This window comes from Actinomadura sp. NPDC000600 (genome assembly GCF_040492135.1).
GTDB lineage: Bacteria > Actinomycetota > Actinomycetes > Streptosporangiales > Streptosporangiaceae > Spirillospora.
Genome location: NZ_JBEUPD010000028.1, coordinates 14469 through 36001 on the forward strand (window position 1 = coordinate 14469; position 21533 = coordinate 36001).

At 72.9% G+C, this 21533-nt stretch carries 19 protein-coding genes; 12 read left to right on the forward strand and 7 right to left on the reverse strand.

Going from position 1 to position 21533, the window contains the following annotated elements; all coding sequences use genetic code 11:
* Position 1: 1 nt before the first annotated feature.
* From mdlC to ABWI07_RS31670, 4 genes are read right to left on the reverse strand one after another with little or no spacing between them, the layout of a single operon-like run.
* Entirely contained in the window at positions 2-1606 is a 1605-nt protein-coding gene (mdlC, locus tag ABWI07_RS31655) for a benzoylformate decarboxylase (RefSeq protein WP_353820811.1), read from the reverse strand.
* Entirely contained in the window at positions 1603-2451 is an 849-nt protein-coding gene (locus ABWI07_RS31660; RefSeq protein WP_235037457.1) for an ABC transporter permease, read from the reverse strand. Before ABWI07_RS31660 ends, mdlC begins: the two co-directional genes overlap by 4 nt.
* A complete protein-coding gene (locus ABWI07_RS31665) occupies positions 2448-3257 on the reverse strand; it encodes an ABC transporter permease (RefSeq protein WP_149265014.1) in 810 nt (269 codons plus the stop codon). The genes ABWI07_RS31660 and ABWI07_RS31665 overlap by 4 nt, the downstream gene beginning before the upstream one ends.
* 21 nt (positions 3258-3278) lie before the next feature.
* Entirely contained in the window at positions 3279-4259 is a 981-nt protein-coding gene (locus ABWI07_RS31670; RefSeq protein WP_149265015.1) for an ABC transporter substrate-binding protein, read from the reverse strand.
* A gap of 734 nt (positions 4260-4993) precedes the next feature.
* On the opposite strand from ABWI07_RS31670, the gene ABWI07_RS31675 reads away from it, so the two are divergent.
* From ABWI07_RS31675 to ABWI07_RS31695, 5 genes are all read left to right on the forward strand, one after another.
* Entirely contained in the window at positions 4994-8212 is a 3219-nt protein-coding gene (locus ABWI07_RS31675) for a sensor histidine kinase (protein ID WP_353820814.1), read from the forward strand.
* Complete coding sequence (locus tag ABWI07_RS31680; RefSeq protein WP_149265016.1) at positions 8209-8661, forward strand: roadblock/LC7 domain-containing protein; 453 nt, start codon at positions 8209-8211, stop codon at positions 8659-8661. The genes ABWI07_RS31675 and ABWI07_RS31680 overlap by 4 nt, the downstream gene beginning before the upstream one ends.
* A 30-nt stretch (positions 8662-8691) precedes the next feature.
* Positions 8692-9147, forward strand: coding sequence for a DUF742 domain-containing protein (locus tag ABWI07_RS31685; RefSeq protein WP_149265017.1), 456 nt, complete (start codon positions 8692-8694; stop codon positions 9145-9147).
* Positions 9148-9181: 34 nt separating this feature from the next.
* Complete coding sequence (locus ABWI07_RS31690) at positions 9182-9796, forward strand: GTP-binding protein (protein WP_149265051.1); 615 nt, start codon at positions 9182-9184, stop codon at positions 9794-9796.
* A gap of 138 nt (positions 9797-9934) precedes the next feature.
* Positions 9935-10708: an SGNH/GDSL hydrolase family protein gene (locus tag ABWI07_RS31695; RefSeq protein WP_149265018.1), complete on the forward strand. Its 774-nt coding sequence runs from the start codon at positions 9935-9937 to the stop codon at positions 10706-10708.
* Between the two features lie 54 nt (positions 10709-10762).
* Here ABWI07_RS31695 and ABWI07_RS31700 read toward each other — a convergent pair whose 3' ends face one another.
* Positions 10763-11101, reverse strand: a complete 339-nt coding sequence (locus ABWI07_RS31700) for an STAS domain-containing protein (RefSeq protein ID WP_160161241.1) — start codon at positions 11099-11101, stop codon at positions 10763-10765.
* A gap of 201 nt (positions 11102-11302) precedes the next feature.
* On the opposite strand from ABWI07_RS31700, the gene ABWI07_RS31705 reads away from it, so the two are divergent.
* Entirely contained in the window at positions 11303-14923 is a 3621-nt protein-coding gene (locus ABWI07_RS31705; RefSeq protein WP_353820815.1) for an AAA family ATPase, read from the forward strand.
* Here the strand turns inward: ABWI07_RS31705 and ABWI07_RS31710 are convergent.
* The gene (locus tag ABWI07_RS31710) at positions 14920-16908 is read right to left on the reverse strand and encodes an ABC transporter ATP-binding protein (protein WP_353820816.1); all 1989 of its coding nucleotides are present in this window, start codon (positions 16906-16908) and stop codon (positions 14920-14922) included. The two genes, ABWI07_RS31705 and ABWI07_RS31710, sit on opposite strands and share 4 nt — an antisense overlap.
* A gap of 205 nt (positions 16909-17113) precedes the next feature.
* Between ABWI07_RS31710 and ABWI07_RS31715 the strand changes: the two genes are divergently transcribed.
* The 6 genes from ABWI07_RS31715 (at position 17114) to ABWI07_RS31740 (ending at position 20943) form a co-directional block, all read left to right on the forward strand.
* Positions 17114-18229 carry an LCP family protein gene (locus ABWI07_RS31715; protein WP_235037458.1) on the forward strand — a complete coding sequence of 372 codons (1116 nt, stop codon included), beginning with the start codon at positions 17114-17116 and terminating at the stop codon, positions 18227-18229.
* A 53-nt stretch (positions 18230-18282) separates the two neighbouring features.
* Positions 18283-18576, forward strand: a complete 294-nt coding sequence (locus tag ABWI07_RS31720) for a hypothetical protein (protein ID WP_149265023.1) — start codon at positions 18283-18285, stop codon at positions 18574-18576.
* Between the two features lie 85 nt (positions 18577-18661).
* A complete protein-coding gene (locus ABWI07_RS31725; RefSeq protein ID WP_200842475.1) occupies positions 18662-18820 on the forward strand; it encodes a hypothetical protein in 159 nt (52 codons plus the stop codon).
* A 168-nt stretch (positions 18821-18988) separates the two neighbouring features.
* On the forward strand, positions 18989-19144 hold the full coding sequence (locus ABWI07_RS31730; RefSeq protein WP_168221308.1) for a hypothetical protein: 156 nt from the start codon (positions 18989-18991) through the stop codon (positions 19142-19144).
* A gap of 111 nt (positions 19145-19255) precedes the next feature.
* Positions 19256-19744, forward strand: coding sequence for a glutathione peroxidase (locus tag ABWI07_RS31735; RefSeq protein ID WP_149265024.1), 489 nt, complete (start codon positions 19256-19258; stop codon positions 19742-19744).
* Positions 19745-20028: 284 nt separating this feature from the next.
* A complete protein-coding gene (locus tag ABWI07_RS31740) occupies positions 20029-20943 on the forward strand; it encodes an oxidoreductase (protein ID WP_149265025.1) in 915 nt (304 codons plus the stop codon).
* A gap of 12 nt (positions 20944-20955) precedes the next feature.
* Here ABWI07_RS31740 and ABWI07_RS31745 read toward each other — a convergent pair whose 3' ends face one another.
* Complete coding sequence (locus tag ABWI07_RS31745; protein ID WP_353820817.1) at positions 20956-21498, reverse strand: methylated-DNA--[protein]-cysteine S-methyltransferase; 543 nt, start codon at positions 21496-21498, stop codon at positions 20956-20958.
* Between the last annotated feature and the right edge of the window lie 35 nt (positions 21499-21533).

The following is a 21533-nucleotide window of genomic DNA, read 5'->3' on the forward strand; positions in this document are numbered from 1 at the left end:
CTCACTTCGCCTCCGGGGTGTAGGCGGCGGAGTCGTCGGGCGCGACCCGCACGTCGATGACGAACGGGCCATCGTGGCCGAGCCCCTCGGCCATGGCGGCCTCCACGTCCGCGGCGCGGGTGACGGTCCTGCCTTCGCAGCCGAGGCTCCGGGCGAGCGCCACGAAGTCGATGCCGTGGATGTCGGTGCCCGGGACGGTCTCCAGCTCGATCCGTCGGCCGAGCGCCTTGACGGCGCCGTACCCGTGGTTGTTGAGCACCAGGACGGTCATCGGGACCCGGTGCTGCGCGGCCGTCCAGAGGCTCTGCACCGAGTACATGGTCGAGCCGTCGCCGATGACGCAGACGATGCGCTCACCCGAGCCGGCGACGGCCCGTCCGACCGCGACGGGCAGGCCCCAGCCGAGCGCGCCGCTGCCGGTGGTCAGGAAGCCCCCGGCCCGGGTGATGGGAATCCGCGCGTGGAACAGGTCCCGGTGGCTCGGGCACTCCTCGACGATGACGGCGTCCTCGGGCATCCGCTCGCGGAGCGTCTCGATGACCAGGGCCGGGTCGATCGGGTCGGTGGCCTGCGGCTTGGCGAGCCGCTCGCGCGGCTCGGGGCGCGGCCGGTCGGCCTTGGCGACGAGCTCCAGCAGCCCGGACACGCCCGCGTCGATCGTGGTGAGGACGCTGGTGCCGACCGGCGCCCACGCGGTCGTCGCCGGGTCGCAGTCGAAGTGGAACAGCCGCGCGCCCTCGGGAATGACCCGCCCCTCGGAGTGCACGTGGTAGGTGAAGATCGGCGCGCCCAGGGCGAGGATGACGTCGTGCCCCTCGAGCCGGGCCGAGAGCTGGTCGCGCACGGGCGGCAGGAAGCCGCGGAACAGCGCGTGGTCCTCGGGGAACCCGGAGCGGCCCGACAGCGGGCTGATCCACACCGGCGCGCCGGTCCGCTCGGCGAGCTCGACCACGCCGGGCAGCGCGCCCTCGTCCTCGACCCCGGCGCCCACGATGAGGACCGGGTTCGCGGCCTCGTCCAGCGCCGCGGCCACCTCCCGCAGCGCGGCGGGGGACGCGGTGAAGTCCGTGCGGACCTCGCGGTGCGGGACCGGCTCGGCGGGCCGGTCCCAGTCGTCCTCGGGCACCGACAGGAACACCGGGCCGCGCGGGTGCGTCATGGCCACCCGGTACGCCTCGGCGAGCGCGGCGGGCACGTCCTCGGCCCGCTCGGGCTGCCTGCTCCACTTGACGTACGGGCGGGGGAACTGGGCGGGCTCGTCGGCGCCGAGGAACGGGCGGGTCGGCAGCATCGCGCGGGACTGCTGGCCCGCGATGATGACGACCGGGACCCGGTCGCGGTAGGCGTTGAAGACCGCGCCGAGGGAGTGCCCGACGCCGCCCGCCGAGTGCAGGCTGACCAGGGTCGCGCCGCCGGTGCCGAGCGAGTGCCCGGCGGCCGCCGCGACCGCCACGGTCTCCTGCAGGGCCAGGACGTACCGGAAGTCGTCCGGGAAGTCGCGGAACATCCGCAACTCGGTCGATCCGGGGTTGCCGAAGACGGTGGTCATCCCCACGCTCCGGCAGAAGTCGAAGAAGGCTTCCCGGACGGTGAGCCGAGTAGTCATGCGTTGGCCTTTCGGGCCCCGCGGTGCCGGGCGAGGACGCGCCGCTCCACCACGAGGAGGATCGAGTTGAACAGGTAGCCGAGGACGCCGAGGAGCACGATCACCGACCACAGGGTGCCGAGGTCGGACTGGCTCTGGGCGTTGGTCAGCAGGAAGCCGAGCCCGTCGGAGGTGCCGGGCAGCAGCTCGGAGAACACCATGAGGATCAGCGACAGGGACAGCGCGAGCCGCAGCCCGGCGAAGATCTTCGGCAGCGCCGACGGCACGATGACGAACCGGATCCGGTCGAGCGCGGAGAGCCGGAACACCTGGGCCGTGTCCATCTGCACGGGGTCGACGCTGCGGGCGCCGTCCGCGGTGTTGAGCAGGATCGGCCAGATGGCGCTGAAGATGATCGACGCGACCTGCATCTGCGTGCCGAGGTCGAAGAGCACGATGAACACCGGCACCAGGGTCGGCGGCGGGATCACCCGGGCGAACTGCAGCAGCGGCTGCAGGTAGGCCAGCACCCGCTGGGAGCGGCCGAGCGCGATGCCGAGGACGACCCCGACCACGATCGACATCGCCAGCGCCAGGAACATCCGGCCGAGGCTGGGCGCGATGGAGTCGCCCGCCTCGGAGGTGAGGTACAGGTGGTCGGCCGGGCCGGACAGCCACAGCTCCCGCATCCGCCGGACGATCTCCGAGGGCGGGGGGAAGAAGGTGCTGTCGGCGGCCCGCGTCGCCGCCTCCCAGACCGCGACGAGCAGGACCAGCGGGAGCAGCCGGTGCAGCAGGCCGCCGGCGATGCGGGCGGCCGCGCCGCGGGTGCGGGCGCGGGGCGCGCCGATGGTCGCCGCGGTCACGATGCACCACTCCTCTGGGCCTTGTGCCAGCGGAACACGCGGTCCTCGCCCTGTCCCAGCACGGTGTCGATGATGAGGCCGAGGCAGCCGGCCCACACCGTACCGGCGAGGACGTCGGTGGTCCCGTCCGGGACGTTGCCGGCCGTCGCGATGAACATGCCGAGACCGTCGCCGAAGCCGGAGAGGATCTCGGTGCCGACGGCCAGGATGAGCGCGATGGACGCGGCCAGCCGCACACCCGTCGCGATGAACGGGGCGGCGCTGGGCAGCGACACGCGCAGCAGCACCTGGAACCGGCTGAACCCGAAGCTGCGCAGCGTCTCCTTGGCCGTGGGGTCGACGTCGTCCAGCCCGTAGATCGTGTTGAACAGGATGGGCCAGCTGGACGCGTAGACGATCAGCGGCACCTCCATCTCCAGACCGGACCCGAGGACCAGCGCGGCGAGCGGGATGAGCGCCACCGACGGGATCGGGCGCAGGAACTCCACGATGGCGCGGACCCCGGTGTTCACCGCGGGGACGCTGCCGAGCAGCAGCCCGAGCGGGATCGCGACCGCGCAGGCGATCAGCAGGCCGAGCGCCCACGCGGTGAGGGTCACCCGGACGTTGAACAGGAACTCGGTGTCGCCCGCGAGCTCGAACGCGCGGGCGGTGATGCTGGAGGCGGGGGGCAGAAAGGAACGGTCCACAATCCCGGCGCGGCCCAGCAGCTCGCTCGCCAGGAACAGGACCGCCACCCCGGCGGCCCCCCGCGCCCAGACTCCTGGGCGCGAGAGGCCGCGGGGCGGCGTGGGCTCGTGTGCCATGAGCTGATCAGTGTCCCCGGGTCACGACGTCGGGTGGAAGAGGATCGTCTTGAGGTCCGGCTTCTGCGTGAGCAGGCCCGAGGTCTGCATCAGCTCGGCGACCCGCTGCATGCGGGTGGTGCTCAGCGAGGTGGGGTAGGCCGGCAGCGTGATGACCGAGGCCACCTGCGGGTCGATCTTGGCGTAGGAGGGCAGGACCTCCTCGACCTTCTTGCGGTCCTGGGAGGCCATCTTCTGCGCCTTGATGATCGCCCGCTGGAAGGCGGCGGCCGTCTTCGGGTACTTCTGCGAGAACTCCTGCGTGGTCACGTAGCCGCTGATGGGAAGGCCGGTCACCGGCTCGCTGCCGCCGTCCACGACGACCCGGGCGCCGAACTTCTTCTCGCTGTCGGACAGGAACGGCTCGACGGTGTGAATGGCGTCGACGTCCCCCTTCTGCAGGGCGGGCGCCATCGCCGGGAACGGCACCTGGACGTACTGGACCTTCTTCGGGTCGACGTTGTTGGCCTTGAGAATGGCGTCCAGCGTCAGCGACTGGATGTTGTTCAGGATGTTGACCGCGACCTTCTTGCCCTCCAGGTCCTTGGCGGACTTGATCTTGGAGTCGGGCATGACGAGCACGTTCATCATGTTCGAGGTGAGCTGGGCCCCCTCGGCCAGGATGCTGAGCTTCAGCGCCCCCTTCTCGTTGGCCTGCATGAACGACACGTAGTTCGCCCCGGCGATGACGTCCACCTCGCCGGCCTTGAGGGCGGGCAGCGCCTTGATGCTCTGCTGGACCGGAACGATCTTGACGTCCAGGCCCTCTTCCTTGAACAGCTTCGCCTTCTGGGCGATGTGCAGGGCCGCGCCGTCCACCAGCGGCAGCGAGGCCACCTTGATGGAGTCCTTCTCCAAGCCCTTGCCGCCGCCGGAGGAGTCGTCTCCGCCGCAGCCCGTCATGAGCGAGGCGACCAGGGTGAGCGCGCTGACCAGCGCTGAAACACGTAGGGATTGCCGCATTGGGCACTCCTTAACTCGAAGGGGGAAGCTGCTTCGGCAGGGCATGGGCCGACCAAGGCATGCGAGCCAGGGGGACCGACTGTAGCCGCGACACCCGCCGTGCCCGAAGATCACGTGCGCCGGGAGCGTATCGCGGACCCCCCGGTCGAAGGCGATTCGGTCTGAATTGTGTGACTCTCTTGTGTCCTTGGGAGGCCCCCGGCCAATCGCCGGAAGCGTGCGCGGCCGTTCGCAAAATGCGCCGGATAAAGGCTTCCCGCGGGGCTTGGTGACGATCCACGCCCGAGCCTATTCGCAGAGTGAGCGGACCGAGGTCCTGTGGCGCCGGAAGGCCCGCGTTCCGGGGCGCCCCGGCGAAGGCGAGCAGGTGGCGTCACTTTTCGCGGTCGAGTGATCACGAAGCGTCCCTGTGCGCAGCGTGACCCCGCATGCTCAGCGAATCGGACATATAGGCATAAAGTCATGATCGAGTCATTGGAAGATATCGACTCCCCTATGGTCCTTTGCGGCCTATCCGTGGATGTGCTGCAATGTCGTGCGCCGGAGGCGGAGACGATGTTGCATTAACCCTTCGCGGCGGCGACGTCACGGAGAGTGCGGCATTGTGAGGGAGAGGGTGTAAACGGCGGATGCAACCAAGCGACGAGGGTCGCGACCATCCTCGGCCTGGTGACGTCGAGGTGCGGTCGGACCATTCGAGACGGTCGGGCAGGCTGAGCCTGCGGAACTGGCGCGTGCCGCAGCGGCTCATCGTGCTGATCCTGGTCCCGACGGTCGCCGCCGTCGTGCTCTCCGGACTGCGCATCTCCGGCTCGGTCAGCGATGCGGAGACGTACGGGCGCGTCGAGCGGATGGCCGAGCTCGGGCAGGGGATCACCGAGTTCGTCCAGGAGTTCTCCGCGGAGCGGGACCTGGCGGTCGAGTACATCGCGGCCGGCCGGCCGGAGGTGCTCCTGCAGCCCCTGGAGGCGCAGCAGCGCAAGACCGACGCCCTGGTCGCCAGGGTGCGGGCGCTGACCGTCCCCATCGACGGCTCCTACGGCACCGAGGCGGTCCGCGACGCCACCACGGTCAAGAGCCGTGTCGACGGGGTCAAGGCGCTGCGCTCCCTGGTGGTCGGCACGAAGGTCCCCGCCTTCATCGTGCTGCAGAAGTACACCGAGTCCGCCCAGGAGCTGACCGGCGTCCTCGACGGCATCTCGCAGAACGTGGCCGACGACACGCTCGCGGAGTCCAGCCGTGCGCTGGGCGCCCTGGCCCGCGCCAAGGAGGCGGTCTCCCGGCAGCGGGCCCTGCTCCTCATCGCCGCGCGGGAACGGCGACTCGACTCCCAGGAGCTGAACGCTCTCACCGCCGCCCGCTCCCAGGAGGACAGCGAGCTCGCCGCCTTCCGCGGCTCGGCCTCCCTCGAGCAGATCCAGCGGTTCGAGGACACCGTCGTCGGCACCAAGATCGACCAGGCGCGGGACCTGCGGCAGCGGGTGATCCAGGCGACGACGGCGAGCGGCGGCCTGCTGCCCCTCCCGCTCGCCACCTCCGGGTCCGCCAAGCTCATCCGCGCCTCGCTCACCTCCATGATCGACCAGATGCGCGCGGTCGAGCGGTACCTGGGGGACCGGATCGAGGCGCAGAGCGAGCAGAGCGTCGCCGACGCGCGGACCGCCGCCGCCATCGACGCGGTCGTCGTCGCTGTCCTGCTGCTCATCGTCCTGCTGATCACGATCGTGATGGCCCGGTCGCTGGTGCGGCCGCTGCGCCGGCTGCAGTCGGGCGCGCTCGACGTGGCCAACGCGCGGCTGCCCGGCCTGGTCGACCGGCTGCGCGATCCCGAGGCCGCCGCCGGCGGCATCGAGGTCAAGCCGATCGAGATCGACTCCACCGACGAGATCGGCCAGGTCGCGCGGGCCTTCGACGAGGTCCACCGGGAGGCGGTCCGGCTGGCCGCCGACGAGGCCGTGCTGCGCGGCAACATCAACGCGATGTTCGTCAACCTCTCCCGCCGCAGCCAGTCCCTGATCGAGCGGCAGCTGCGCCTGATCGAGGAGCTGGAGCAGAGCGAGCGCGACGAGGAGCAGCTCGGCAACCTGTTCCGGCTGGACCACCTCGCCACCCGCATGCGTCGCAACAACGAGAACCTCCTCGTCCTCGGCGGCCAGGAGCAGGTGCGCCGGTGGAACCAGCCCGTCCCGCTGATCGACGTCGTCCGCGCGTCGCTGTCCGAGGTGGAGCAGTACGAGCGCGTCGCGCTGCGGGTTCAAGGCGACATGACGGTCGTCGGCCCGGTCGTCAACGACCTCGTCCACCTGCTGGCGGAGCTGGTCGAGAACGCCACCGTCTTCTCCTCCGACAACACCAGGGTGACGGTCTCCGGGCAGATGCTGAGCGGCGGCGGCTGCATGCTGCAGATCACCGACAACGGCGTCGGCATGTCGCCCGAGGAGCTGGAGCAGGCCAACTGGCGGCTGGCGAATCCGCCCGTCATCGACTTCTCCGCGGCCCGCCGCATGGGCCTGTTCGTGGTCGGCCGCCTGGCCGTCCGGCACGGGATCCGCGTCGAGCTGCGGGCCGCCCAGGGCGGCGGCCTCACCGCGTTCGTGGTGCTGCCGGACGCGGTGGTCACGCCGGGCGAGTCCGGCGGCATCGGCACCCGGCCCGGCCTCGCCCCGCGCGAGGCCGGCGCCCACGGCCAGCTCGCCGCGCTCACGACCGCCGGCGAGCCGCCCGCGGGCGCGTTCCGGCAGGACGACTACGGGCCCGCCCCCGCCATGGGGGGCGGCACCGGTCCGCAGCCCATGGCCGGCGGCACGGGCGCCCACCCCATGGTCGGCGGCACCGGTCCGCTGCGCGCGGTCCGGGGCGCCACCGGCCCGCAGCCGAGCGTCACCGAGACCGGGCCGATCCCGGCCCAGGGCTTGCACGACCCCTACACCACCGGCGCGCAGCCCGCGGTCCCGCCCGCGGAGCGGCCCCCGTCGCGGGACCGGCGGGTCCCGTCCGACGACCCCTACGTGACCGGCGAGCGGCAGGCGCCGCGCCGGCCGGGGGAGCTGCCGGTCCGCGAGCCGGGCACCCATCTGCAGGGCCGCCCGTCCGACGGCGGCTCCTCGAACGGCCTCTTCCAGCCGCGCAACGAGCGCTCGCAGGAGGTCGCGGACACCGGCGCCAACGGGGCCTACGGGCCGGGCGGGCGCACCGGGCCGCAGTCCGTCGTGCCGGAGGCGCAGCCGATGGTGCCCGAGTCCGGCGGCGCGCGGCAGATCCCGTGGGAGACCGGGCCGCTGGAGCAGGTCGGCCCGAACCCGGCGGGGGCCTCCGACCCCTACGCCGAGGACGTCCCGCCCATGTCCGCTCCGAACATGCCGGAGGGCCCCATCCCCGAACCACCACCCGTTCCCGAACCGGCCGTGCGGGCCGCGGCGGCCGCACAGCCGGAGCCGAAGGCCCCGCCGCGGCTGCCCGAGCGCTCGCCCATCTTCGACGCGATGCAGTCGGAGTGGTTCCAGCGCAGGTCGGGCGAAGCGGGCGGCGAGGATCCGTCCAAGGGCTGGGAGTCCCCGGCCGACGCGGGCTTCCGCGCGGCCGAGGCGGCCCGCGAACCGGTGGCGGCGAGCCGCACCAACGTCGGACTGCCCAAGCGGGTGCCCGGCAAGAACCGCATCCCCGGGGCCGTCGGCCGCGGGGCGCAGGACGCGCCCCAGGCGCCGGCGGGCCCGCCGCAGGGCGCCCGGCGGCCGCAGGGGCAGCCGGTCCTCGGGCAGCAGGCGCAGGGCCTGCCGCCCGAGATCCCGCAGGGGCAGCAGGCGCAGGGCCACGGCCAGTCGGCCGACGTTGTACGCAACCGCTTCGCGAGCCTGCAGCGCGGCGTCCACCGCGGACGCCACGAGGCTCGCGGCGCAGGCACGTCAGGTGAGGCGCCGTCACAGGGTGACGGCGAGACAGGAGGCACCCGGTGAGCGGGCAGGATCTCAACTGGTTGGTGACGAACTTCGCGGACCGTGTCCCGAAGGTCGCGCACGCCGTCGTGGTCTCCTCGGACGGACTGCCGATGGCGTACTCGGCGGGCTTCCCGCCCGAGCGGGCGGACCAGCTTTCGGCGATCGCCTCGGGACTGATGAGCCTGACGCAGGGCGCGGCGAAGATCTTCGACGCCGGCGGGGTGAGCCAGACCGTCGTGGAGATGGACCGCGGACTGCTGTTCGTCATGTCCATCACGAACGGGTCGGTGTTCGCGGTGCTCGCGGCCCCCGACTGCGATCTCGGGCTGGTGGCGTACGAGATGACGCTCCTGGTGGAGCGGGTGGGGCGGGTGCTGACGCCCGCCCTGCGCACCCAGGAGCAGCAGCAGCCCCCGTACTCGGGGCCTTCCGTGACCGAGATGGGCGCGGGGCCCGCCCGCTATTGACCGTGACTGACTCTGACGGAGGTCGGCGACATGGATCGAGGCAGTCCCTTCGGGGGCGGTCCCGGCGGCGGCGGCCGCTGGCCGGGTGACCAGGGGCGCGTCCCCGTGCAGGGCCGGCCCCCGGAGCGGGAGGAAAGCGAGGGCAGCTCTCTCGTGCGCCCGTACGCGGTCACCGGGGGGCGCACCAAGCCGCGCTACGACTTGGCCATCGAGGCGCTGGTCACCGCGGCGCCCTACCCGCCGCGGGACGTGGCCGTGCTGACCCCGGAGTACCGGGCGATCATGGACCTGTGCCGCTCGGCGCGCTCGGTCGCCGAGGTCTCCGCGCTGCTGCGCCTGCCGCTCGGGGTCGCGCGGGTCCTCGTCGCCGACATGGCCGTCGAGGGGCTGCTGCGCCTGCACCAGTCGCAGTCCCCCACCACCGCCGGCGGACAGCCGGACCTCCGCTTGCTAGAAAGGGTGCTCAGTGGCCTTCGGAAGCTCTGACCAGGTCCCGGGGCCGCACGGCGGGGAGGCCGAGCTGACCTCGGTCAAGATCGTCGTCGGTGGCGGCTTCGGCGTCGGCAAGACCACGTTCGTCGGCTCCGTCTCGGAGATCATGCCGCTCACCACCGAGGCGGTGATGACGGCGGCCAGCGCCGACGTGGACGACCTGTCGGCCGTCCCGGACAAGACGACCACCACGGTCGCGATGGACTTCGGCCGCGTGTCGCTGGACAGCGAGCTGATCCTCTACCTGTTCGGCACCCCGGGGCAGCACCGCTTCTGGTTCATGTGGGACGACCTGGTGCGCGGCGCGATCGGCGCCGTCGTCCTGGTCGACACCCGCCGGCTGGAGGACTGCTTCGCCGCGGTGGACTACTTCGAGGAGCTCGGCCTGCCGTTCGTGGTGGGCGTCAACGGGTTCCACGGCGAGTTCCAGTACGCCGTCGAGGACATCCGCGAGGCCCTGTCGATCAGCGCGCACGTGCCGATCGTGCAGTGCGACGCGCGCAGCCGCGAGTCCACCAAGCAGGTGCTGATCACGCTGGTCAAGCACGCGATGACGGTGCACGCCGCCGGAGCGCACGCCGCCGCGCCCGCGCCGGGCGCGCCCGGCGGCCAGCTCGGCACCACGTCCCCGAGCTGGACCTGAGCCCGTCCTCCCGGTGATGCGGGCGCCGCGCGCGGGGGGCGCGGCGCGGTCCGGCCGCCGGGCTACGGTCGCGTAGGTCGTGTGCACGATGCATGATTGTTCGTCGTGATCGACCATGAATCCGCGTTGGGGGCTGCGATGAGCGAAGTGGAGCAGATCGGCAAGTACGTGGCCATCGGTGACAGCTTCACCGAGGGCATGAACGACCCCTATCCCGGCCAGGACGACGTCTTCCGCGGCTGGGCGGACCGGCTCGCCGAGCACATCGCCGTGCTGAACCCGGGCCTGCGCTACGCCAACCTCGCCGTCCGCGGCAAGCTCGTGCGCCAGATCGTGGACGACCAGGTGCCGATCGCCGTGGACCTCGCGCCCGACCTGGTGACGCTCTGCGCCGGCGGCAACGACATGATCCGTCCCGGCGCGGATCCCGACGCGGCCGCGGTCGTGTTCGACGACGCGGTCCGGCGGCTGCGCGGCACCGGGGCCCGCGTCGTGGTCTTCACCGGGTTCGATCCGCGCGGGCTGCGCTCCGGCGGCCGCATCCGGGGCAAGGCCGCCACCTACAACATGCACCTGCGCGCGATCGCCGACCACCGCGGCTGCTCGGTGGTGGACCTGTGGCCGCTGCGCGTCTTCCACGACCCGCGCGCCTGGTACGAGGACCGCCTGCACCTGTCGCCCGAGGGGCACCGGCGCATGGCGCTCTACGTGGCGGAGGCGATCGGCGTCCCTGTGGAGGGCGACTGGCGCGAGCCCTGGCCGCCCCTGGACCGCGCCGACTGGCTCACGATGAGGCGCGAGGACGTCCACTGGGCCCGGACCTACCTCCTGCCGTGGATCGGCCGCCGGGCCACGGGCCGCTCCTCGGGCGACGGCCGCGGCCCCAAGCGCCCCACCCCCCTGCCGCTCTAGGCGGGGCCCGCCGGCCCGGCCGCCGCCGGCCCGGCCGCCGCCGGGCCGGTCGCCTCAGGCGGGGTCGGGCTCGGCCGCGAGGGCCTCCTGGAGGGTCCGCTTCACGGGGATGCGCCGGTGCAGCCCCGTGATCTCCAGGGCGCGGCGGACGATGGGCCGGGGGCCCGCGAGGACGAGGCTGCCGCCCGCCGCGGTGGCGGCCTTGTAACAGGTGACGATGACCGAGAGACCGCCCGAGTCCATGAACTCGAGGTCGGTGAGGTCCAGCACGAGGTGGTCGCCGTGCTCGCGGCGCGCCTCCTCCAGTCGGACGCGCAGCTCCTCGGAGCCGGCGACGTCGAGTTCTCCGCACAGCCTGAGGACGGCGCGTCCACCGTCCGACCGCGTGGTCACTTCCAAAGGTGACACGGGGGGTTCCCCTCTTGTGTGCTGCTTTGGCCGGACTTCGTCCGGCGAATAGTTTCCGTCCGACAACTATCGCGGACGCCGGGCCGCCTGCCAACCCGCCGCAACGGGGGTGTGCGTGATCGTGACGCGCCGTAAGGTGCTGTCGGATGTGATTGCCTCGATCCGCTGCGTAGGAGACGACCCCAGGTGAGTTCCCCCCGGCTGCCGGACCATCTCGAAGTGCTGCTCACTGAGGAGCCGGTCCTCGACGTGTACGCGTACGGCCCCTGGCGCGTGCCTGACGGCTTGTACGAGAAGATGCGCGAGCGCGCGGTCGCCTACAACACCGACCAGCGCGCCCTCGTGCTGACGCGGCAGCTCAGCGACTTCTACGGGAGCGACACCAGCGCCGCGGGGGCGGAGCAGTGGTCGCTGCTGACGTTCCTGCTGGGCGCGTCGGCGGTGCGCGGCGGGTCGCGCGGCGATGTCGACTACGAGCTGCTGTCGGACTTCCTGGCGACGCCCGAGTCGGCGGTGCGGGACCCGGTGGCGTGGTTCACCCAGGGCGGGCGGTGGCGTCCGCCGGGCCTGTGGCTGCCCGAGCCGGCCGGAGACGACCGGGAGCGCCGCGCGGTGATGTACGAGCTGGCGCGGGCCGGGCTGGAGGTCTTCGAGGGCCTGGAGCCGCTGGAGCGGCGCCGGCGGGCGCTGATGGGCCTGTTCGACCGGCGCGCCGCCGACCCGGCGCTGCGCGAGGCGGACATGACCGTCCCCAACCGGCGGCTGGAGGAGGTGTGGGTCTCCGGCCTGACCGACGAGGAACTGGCCGTCCTGCCCGAGCTCGCCGGTCCGGTGGGCTACCTGGGCTGGGTGTGCGAGGGGCTGGACGCCGCGCACGAGCGGCTGGCCGGAGCCGTGGCCGACGGGGAAGGGCCCGACGACGCCCTGGCGCGCCTGCTGCTGGCGGCGGACGCCGCGGTCGTCCCGGCCGAACTGGCGGTCGTGCTGGGCGGCCCCCGCTACGAGAACGTGGAGGAGCGGTTCCGCGCGGCGCGGGAGGGCTTCGCCGCCGAGGCGTGGCAGTACGACGTGCGGGCGTGGCTGGCGCGCGGCCTGGTCGCGGGCGAGGCGGACGCGGCCCGCGCCTGGCTGGACATGGCGGTGCGGTTCACCGGCGCGGTGCAGGGCCTGCCGGAGGCGCCGGTAAGCCCGCGCTGCCGGGTGCCGGTGCGCCCGTTCCAGGTCGACCTGCGGCGCCTGTTCACCGTCCGCCGGGTCTTCAACACCCTGAAGTTCGGCGGCGGCGAGGGCGACGAGCGGACGTCCGGGACCGAGCCCGAGCCCGTGACCGAGGGCGGGGCGCGGCTGGTCGGGCAGCCGGAGCTGGCGCGGGCGGTGCAGGACGCGGTGGCGGCGCGGCTGGCCGACCAGCGGCCGGTCCGGCTGCTGATCGCCGGGCCGGAGGGCACCGGGAAGGGCACCGCGGCCGAGATCGTCGAGGAGCTGCTGGCCGGGCGCGGCGCCGTCCGCGAGGCGCTGTGGATCTCCGACCAGGTCTTCGCCTCGCTCGGCGTGAGCGAGGCCGTCCTGTGGCTGCAGGCCCGCGTCCGCGAGTGCCTGGAGCACCGGATGCTCCTGGTCGTGGACGACCTGGAGAAGCTCGCCGCGCACGAGCGCTGCGGCGCCGCCGCGGCCGAGGAGCTGCGCCGGCTCATGGCGCGCTCGCCGTCCCTGAACGTCGTCGCGCTGTGCCGCCCCGGCGGCGACCGGCGGCTGTTCGACGCCAACCCCGCGCTGGTCCGGGCGTTCGAGGCCGCCCGCACCCGCGACTTCACCGAGGACGACTTCGCCGAGCTGTTCACCCTGGCCGTCGCGCGGCGCGGCGCGCGGGCCGGCGAGCAGGTCGCCGCGGCCGCGGGCGCCCTGCTCCGCCGCACCCCGCCGCTGCTGAACCTGCGCGGCGCCCGGCTGGTGGAGCACATGGCGGCCCAGGCCGTCGCCGCCGCCGACCGCCGGGCCCGCCAGGAAGCAGCGGACGCACCGGATGTACCGGACGGACAGGACGGACCGGACGAGATGGACGCCGGGCCGCTGGAGGTCACCGCCGCCGACCTGCCGCAGCGGCTCATCGCGGGCCGTCCCGACGAGTCCGACCCGCTCGCCGAGCTGGCCGCCTGCGTCGGCATCGAGCCCGTCAAGCGGGAGGTCGAGGCGCTGATCGCCGAGGCCAACGCGGCGCGGCTGCGCCGCGAGGCGGGCATGACGGCGCGGACGCGGCTGCGGCACCTGGTCTTCACCGGGAACCCCGGAACCGGCAAGGGCAAGGTCGCGCGGATCCTCGGCCGGATCTACGCCGACATCGGCGTGCTGTCGTCCGGCCACATGGTCGAGGTGGAGCGCGCCGACCTGCTCGGCGAGTACGCCAGCGAGAGCGTGCTGCGCGTGCGCCGGGCGGTCGAGCAGGCCCACGGCGGCGTCCTGGTCGTCCGCGACGCGCACGCCCTGGTGTCGGCCGCGGCCGACGCGGCGCGCGGCCGCGAGGTGCTGGACGTGCTGCTGACCAGCGTCCAGGCGCACACCGACGACCTCGTCGTCGTGCTGACCGGCCCGGAGGCGGAGATGAACGGGCTGCTGAAGGCGCACCCCGACCTCGCCGCCGCCTTCCCCCGCACGCTCCGCTTCCCCGACCTCACCGACGAGGAGCTGGTGAAGGTGTTCACCGCCAAGGCCGCCGACTCGGGGTTCGAGCTCGCCCCCGGCGTCCTGGACAAGGTGCGCGCGCTGGTCGAGGCGGCGCCGCGCGAGCGCGGGATCGGCAACGTCCGCATCATGACGAACCTGCTGGAGCGGGCCGTCGCGATGCAGGGGCGCCGCGTCCTCGCGGACGGGATCGTCGACGAGGACGAGTCCCTCGACGTGATCCTGACGGAGGACGTCCCCGACACCCTCACCCGCGGCCGCGACGACGTCCCCGGCGACCCGCTCGCGGAGATCGAGCGGCTGATCGGCCTGGCCGACATCAAGCGGGAGGTGGCCGCGCTGGTCGCCGAGGTCCGCGCGGAGCAGCTGCGGCGCGACGCCAAGGTCTCCCCGGCGCCGCCGGCCCGGCACATGGTGTTCTCCGGCAACCCGGGCACCGCCAAGACGACGATCGCGCGGCTGATCGCCGCCGTGTTCGCCCGGCTCGGCCTGCTGTCGTCCGGGCACCTGGTGGAGGTCACCCGCGCCGACCTCGTCGCCGAGTTCATCGGGCAGACCGCGCCGCGGGTGCGGGACGCGGTCGGCCGCGCCCTCGGCGGCGTCCTGTTCGTGGACGAGGCGTACACGCTGGCCTCCGGCGGCGGCGACCGGCGCGACTTCGGCCACGAGGCGATCGCCGAGCTGCTGCGGCTGATGGAGGAGCACCGCGGCGACCTGGTGGTCATCGTCGCGGGCTACGACGCCGAGATGGAGCGGTTCCTGGACGCCAACCCGGGGCTGAAGTCGCGGTTCCCGAAGCGGCTGCGCTTCCCCGACTACACCGACGACGAGCTCGTCACGATCTTCGAGTTCATGGCGGCGGAGGACGGGTTCGCGCTCGCCCCCGGGATCCTGGAAGAACTGCGCCGCCTCGTCGCGGCCCAGCCGCGCGGCTCCTCGTTCGGCAACGCCCGGCTCGTCCGCAACCTGCTGGAGGCGGCGATCTCCCGGCAGGCGCAGCGCATCACTGCCAAGGAGGACGCGGCGCCCGGCGAGATCGACCCGGCCGAGGTGGCGCTGCTGCGCCCCGAGGACCTGCCCGAGGCGCCGCCCCGCGAGGACGAGGGAGGCTACGGCCCCTACATCTAGGGCGGCCCGGCCGCCCCGTAGGCCGACGCCTGGAGCGAGTACAGGTCGGAGTAGAGGCCGCCCCGGGCCATCAGCGCGGCGTGGCCGCCCTCCTCGATCACCTCGCCGTGCTCCAGGACGTAGATCCGGTCGGCGTAGCGGACGCTGGCGAGCCGGTGGGTGATGAGCAGGACGGTCCGGCCGTCGGCGTGCGTGCGGATCCGCTCGAACAGCTGGTGCTCGGCGCGGGCGTCCAGGGCGGCGGTCGGCTCGTCGCAGATCAGCAGCGGCGCGTCCCGGTAGAACCCGCGGGCCACGGCGAGCCGCTGCCACTGCCCGCCCGACAGCTCGGCGCCGCCCTTGAACCGGCGGTCCAGCAGCGTGCCGTACCCGAGGGCGAGCCCGGCGACGACCTCGTCGGCGCCGGAGGCGCGGGCGGCGCCGAGCATCGCCGGGTCCTCGTCCCCGCCCTCGGCGGGCTCGCCGCCGCGGCCCATCGTGATGTTCTGCCGCGCGGTCATCGGCCAGTGCGTGTACTCCTGCGCGATGACGGCGACGCGCTCCCACACCTCGGCCGGGTCCACCTCCGCCAGCGGCACGCCGTCCCAGCGCACCTCGCCCGCGTCCGGGTCGTACAGGCCCGCCATGATCTTGGCGAGGGTCGTCTTGCCGGAGCCGTTCTCGCCGACGAGCGCGACCACCTCGCCCTTGCGCAGGTCCAGCGAGACGCCCCTGAGGGACGGCGTCTCGGCGCCCGGGTAGGTGAACTCCACGTCCCGGACGCTGATCAGCCCGAAGTCGTCGGGGAGCCGCGCGCGACGCTCCGCGGCGGCGGGCAGCGCGCGGCGCGGGATCCGCCGCTCGGCGGCGTCGCAGAACTCCAGGTAGTCGCCGAAGTACAGCCCCTCCTCGTAGCACCGGTTGACCGCGAACACGAGGTTGGCCAGGGACGACTGGCCCGAGCGGATGGCGAGGACCGCCGTGCCCGCGACCGCCAGCGGCACCGCCCCCTTCCACAGCATGACGCCGAGCGCGACGTAGACCAGCGCCGTCGCCACGCCCTTGCCCACGTCTCCGGTGACCTTCACGACGGTCTGCCTGCGGGCCACGTCCAGCTCGACCCGCCGCTGGTGGGAGGCGGACCGGTCGTACTGGTCCAGCAGGAAGCGCCGCATCGTGAACGAGCGCACCTCGGCGGCGTGCCGCCGCTCCACCATCAGGTCGGACAGGATCCACTTGCGGCGCGTCACCCCGATCAGCGACAGCATCATCAGGTACCGCATCCGCGCGCTGCGGACCGACGCCCAGCCCTCCGGCACGGCGGTGAGGAGCAGCAGCGGCAGCAGGATCGGATGCAGCACGCCGAGCGTCCCGGCCGCCGCGACCATGCCGATGAGGCCCGTCAGGACGTCCACGGCGTGCCGGACCACCTGGGGCGCCGACATCATGCCGCGCCCCTCCGCCCGCTTCAGGTCGTCCAGGAAGTCCGAGTCGTCCAGCGCGGTCAGGTCCACCGCGGTCGTCGTCTCGTACAGCCGCAGCTCGACCAGCCGCTCCACCTGCGGCTCCAGCCGGGCCTGCGCCCAGCCCGCGCCCGCCAGCAGCCCCGCCCGCAGCGCCACCGCCCCCGCGACCATCGCCAGCGACGGCAGGGCGTCGCGGACCCGCGACGGGGTCGGCGCCTCGCTGAACAGCGCGGTCAGCACGCCGGTCGTGGCCAGCAGCCAGAACGCGGTGAAGAACCCCGCGGCGATGTTGAGCGAGACGGTCGCGAGCGCGTCGGCGCGGCTCGCCCGCCAGGCCAGCCCCGCGGCCTGGACGATCATCGACGGGAGCCGCCGCGCGATCGTGGCCATCCCCGTCTCGGTGAGTTCCCTGTCCTTCGCGTGCCAGGTGAGGATCACCTCGGGGAACCCCTGGTCGGGGACCGCCTCCGGGCGGTGGCGGCGGCGCCGGAACGTCCGGCGCGGTCTGGATCCCCTGGGAGAAAGCCGTCGTGTGCCCATGCGCCGCCCCTCCGCGCGTACTACCGGCCACGGGCAGTGTGCGCCCTTAGGGGGACGATGTCCGCTTCTTTTCTCACAGAGGACGGTGATTTGTGGGTGTGGACAATCATGCGCCGGACGGACGCGGCGCGCGCCCGGGTTGTCTAGGGTCTACGCCATGACGGACGGCTGGCCGGACGGCCGGACACGTAAGGAGGGCGGCCGCGTGGCGCGCAGCAGAGACCACTCCGCACGCGCGGAGCACCACCACGCCGCCTACGGGCGGGACACCTACGAGGACCCGTACGACGACCCGTACGCCGGAGACCAGCTCGCCGGGGGACGGGTCGAGCAGGGCGGCCCCTACGGCGGCGCGCCCTACCGGCGGCGGCGCCGGCGGCGCTGGCCGCGCGTGCTCGGCGCCCTGCTGGCCGTGCTCCTGGTGGTCGTCGTCGGCGGCTACTTCTACCTGGACTCCCGGCTGAAGCGCGAGTCGGTCCTCGTCGACTACCCGGGCCGGGTCGCCGACACCCCGGGGACGAACTGGCTGATCGTCGGGTCCGACAGCCGCGAGGGCCTGTCCAAGGACGACCAGAAGCGCCTCGCGACCGGGTTCGCCTCCGGGCGCCGCACCGACTCGATGATGCTGCTGCACTACGGCTCCGGCGGGACGTCGCTCATCAGCCTGCCGCGCGACTCCTACCTCCCGATCCCCGGGCACGGCTCGAACAAGCTGAACGCCGCCTTCGCCTTCGGCGGCCCCAAGCTGCTCGTCCAGACCGTGGAGAAGGCCACCGGGCTGCACATCGACCACTACGCCGAGATCGGCTTCGGCGGCTTCGTGGGCGTCGTGGACGCCGTCGGCGGCGTCGACATCTGCGTCAAGGAGAACATCAAGGACCGCAAGGCGGGGCTGAACCTCAAGGCGGGATGCCAGACGCTGAACGGCGGCGAGGCGCTCGGCTACGTCCGGACCCGCGCCTTCGCCCGCGCCGACCTCGAACGCGTGGAGCACCAGCGGCAGTTCTTCGGCGCGCTGATGAAGAAGGCGACGAGCCCCGGCACGATGCTCAACCCGTTCCGCAGCGTCCCGCTGGCCATGAACGCCACCAGCAACTTCCTGGTGGACGACGGCGACCACCTGTACGACCTGGTCCGCATGATGTGGGCGATGAAGGGCGTCAGCGGCGGGAGCGGCGTGACGACCACCGTCCCGATAGGCGGCAGCGGCAGCTCGGCCGCCGCGGGCTCCTACATCACGTGGGACAGGTCCAAGGCGTCCACGCTGTTCGGCGCGCTCAAGCAGGACCAGGAGATCCCGCCGAACGTCATCACGAAGTGACGGGCCGCGCCCGGCGCGGAGTGACGGGTCGGGCGCTGCAATAGAGTCGGGGCATGTCCGAAGCGACGCCAGACGGCGGGAACCTGGACGAGTTGACGTCCAAGGAGCTGTACGAGCGAGCGATGGGTCTCGCCAAGGAGCGGCACGACGTCGGCTTCCTGTGGGACCTGCTGCGCGCCATCCCGGCCGCCGCGGCGGCCACGGGTGAGGTCGACCGGGCCGAGTTCGACCTCTTCCACGGCCTGTCGCTGCTGGAGGAGTTCACGCACGCCGGAGAGGGCGAGATGGCGGACGCGCTGCGGCCGTTCTACATCGACTACCTCGCGCGGCACGCCAAGGGGACCTGACCCGCCCTTTGTCCCCTCTTGATCTCTCATCGGCCACCCTGGGGAATCACGGAGAGTAAGTGATCCAGTGCAGAGGGTGGTCGTAGTGAACAAGAAGTACATGAAGGTCGCCGCCATCGCCTTCGTGGCGTGGTACGTCATCAGCCGGCCCCAGGGGGCGGCGCACCTCGTCAACAACGCCCTGAGCGGGCTCGGGAACGCCGCCGAGTCGTTGTCGCAGTTCATGAGCGCCATTCCGAACTGACGGCCGGCTCTCCGGCTCCCTGCCCCGCCGGTGCGGGGGTTCTCAACGGGACGCCACCAAGCGGTTGCCCACACGTCACAGTAAAATCGCGCTTTGCGGGCAGACGCGGCGGGGCACAATGGGATCGGGTCGATTGTGTCGCGCGCTACAAAAGGGACGGCGTTACGGATGAAGAAGAACCTCCGCTATGTGGCGATCGCCTTCGTCATCTTCTACTTGCTGAGCTCACCGACGGATGCGGCAGGAGTGGTCAACAACGCCTTCGACCAGCTGGGCAACGCGGGCAACCAGCTCGCCTCCTTCGTGAACGCCTTGGGCAAGTGACGGGCGCCCTGGGCGCGTGAGCGCGGCCGGCGGCGCGGGCACCCCGGCCGCCGGCGGCATCGGCGGCGTGGACGGGGCCGATCCGCGGAGCGATCTCCTAGGATCGGCCACATGTCTGTCTTCGACGTAGAGATCGAGGCCCTGCGGGGCGGACCCGCGGACCTCGGGCAGTACCGGGGCAAGGCCGTGCTGATCGTCAATGTCGCCTCCAAGTGCGGCCTCACTCCGCAGTACTCCGGCCTGGAGAAGCTGCAGGAGACGTACGCCGGACGCGGCTTCACCGTCCTCGGCGTCCCCTGCAACCAGTTCATGGGCCAGGAGCCCGGCAGCTCCGAGGAGATCGCCGAGTTCTGCTCGACGACCTACGGGGTCACCTTCCCGATGACCGAGAAGGTCGAGGTCAACGGCGAGGGCCGCCACCCGCTGTACCGCGAGCTCGTCGACGTCCCTGACGCCGAGGGCCACACCGGCGACATCCGCTGGAACTTCGAGAAGTTCCTGATCGCCCCGGACGGCGCCGTCGCGGCGCGCTTCGCGCCCCAGGCCGAGCCGGAGTCCGCCGAGGTCGTCGCCGCCATCGAGAAGACCCTCCCGGCCTGACCACCCGCTCCCCGCGCACGGGCCGCGTCCCCGCGCACGGGCCGCGTCCCGTGCAGGGACCGCCTCCCGCGCACGGACAGGGTCCGTGCGCGGGTTCGGCGTGCGCGGAGCGCGGACGTGCTCTTGGGCGGCCTCCCGGTCATTGACCGGGCCGTGCGGGGGCGTGGTCTCGGCGAGCGGGGGCATGCGTCCGGGTGTGAATCGCGCCACAGCGCGGAGGCGTTGCCTCCTATTCGATGGCGCGTCTAGCTTGTGGGTTCGCGATATGACGTGGAGGTGCCCCCATGGGCGGATGGACGGCCCGCGACATCCCGGATCTGCGCGGGCGGCGGGCGATCGTGACCGGCGCCAACAGCGGCATCGGCTACCACACCGCGCTCCAGCTCGCGCGGCACGGCGCCTCCGTGGTGCTGGCCTGCCGCAGCGCCGAACGCGGCCGGGCCGCCGTCGAGCGGATGAAGGCCGCCGCGCCGGAGGCCGATCTCGTCCTCGCCTCCCTGGACCTCGCCGACCTGGCGTCCGTCCGGGACTTCGCGTCCCGGTACGGCGAGGCCCCGCTCGACATCCTGGTCAACAACGCCGGGGTCATGGCGATCCCGCGCCGCTCCACCGCCGACGGCTTCGAGATGCAGTTCGGCACCAACCACCTGGGCCACTTCGCGCTGACCGGGCTCCTGCTGCCCGCGCTGCGCGCCGCCCCGTCCGCCCGCGTCGTGACCGTCACCTCGGGCTTCGCCTGGACGGGCCGCCTCGACTTCGACGACCTGCAGGGCGAGCGCCGGTACCGCAAGTGGGCCGCCTACGGCCAGGCCAAGCTCGCCAACCTCGTCTTCGCCAAGGAACTGGACCGGCGCGTCCCCGAGGTGACCAGCGTCGCCGCCCACCCCGGGTACGCCGCGACCAACCTCCAGCAGACGGGGCCGCGCATGCAGGGCAGCACCCTCATGGAGAAGGCCACGGGACTCGGCAACGCGGTGTTCGCGCAGTCCGCCGCCGCGGGCGCGCTCCCGTCCCTCTACGCCGCGACGGCGCCGGACGTGCGCGGCGGCGCCTGCTACGGGCCCCGCCTGTTCCAGTACCGCGGCGCCCCGGCCAAGGTCGCCACGCCCAAGCAGGCGGACCAGCCCGGCCTGGGCGAGCGCCTCTGGGAGGTGTCCGAGGCCCTCACGGGCGTCACCTACGCCGAGACGCCCGCCTAGCGCGGCCCGTGGTCACGGGCCCCGGCTGATGTCCCAGTCGAGGGTGGCGGGGACGGAGCCTTCGAGGGTGAGGAGCCAGCGCTTGACCTCCACGCCGGAGCCGCCGCTGTAGCCGCCGAGGCCGTTCGAGGCGACGACGCGGTGGCACGGGACGATCAGGGGGATCGGGTTGCTGCCCATCACCTGGCCGATGACCTGGGCATGGACACCGGTTCCGCTGCGCTCTCCCAGCTCGCCGTAGGTCAGGACCCGCCCGTACGGGACGGTCTCGTACAGCGTCGAGAGCACCTGCCGCTGGACGTCGGACGTGAGCCGCCAGTCGATGGGCAGTTCGAAGTGCTTCAGGTCGCCGGCGAAGTAGTCGCGCAGCGCCGCCAGGGCGGGGGCCAGGCGGCCGGGGGCGTCCACGACCGGCAGCCCGGCCGCCTTGGCGGTGCGGGCGCGGGCGGCCGGGGTGTCGTGGAAGTGCAGCGCGACGACGCCCGTCTCGGTCTCGGCGACGAGCAGGCGGCCGAGCACGGTGTCGACCGTGCCGAACGCAAGGGTCTCGGTCATTGTTCAGCGCTCCTTCCCGCCGGGCTCAGCGTCCC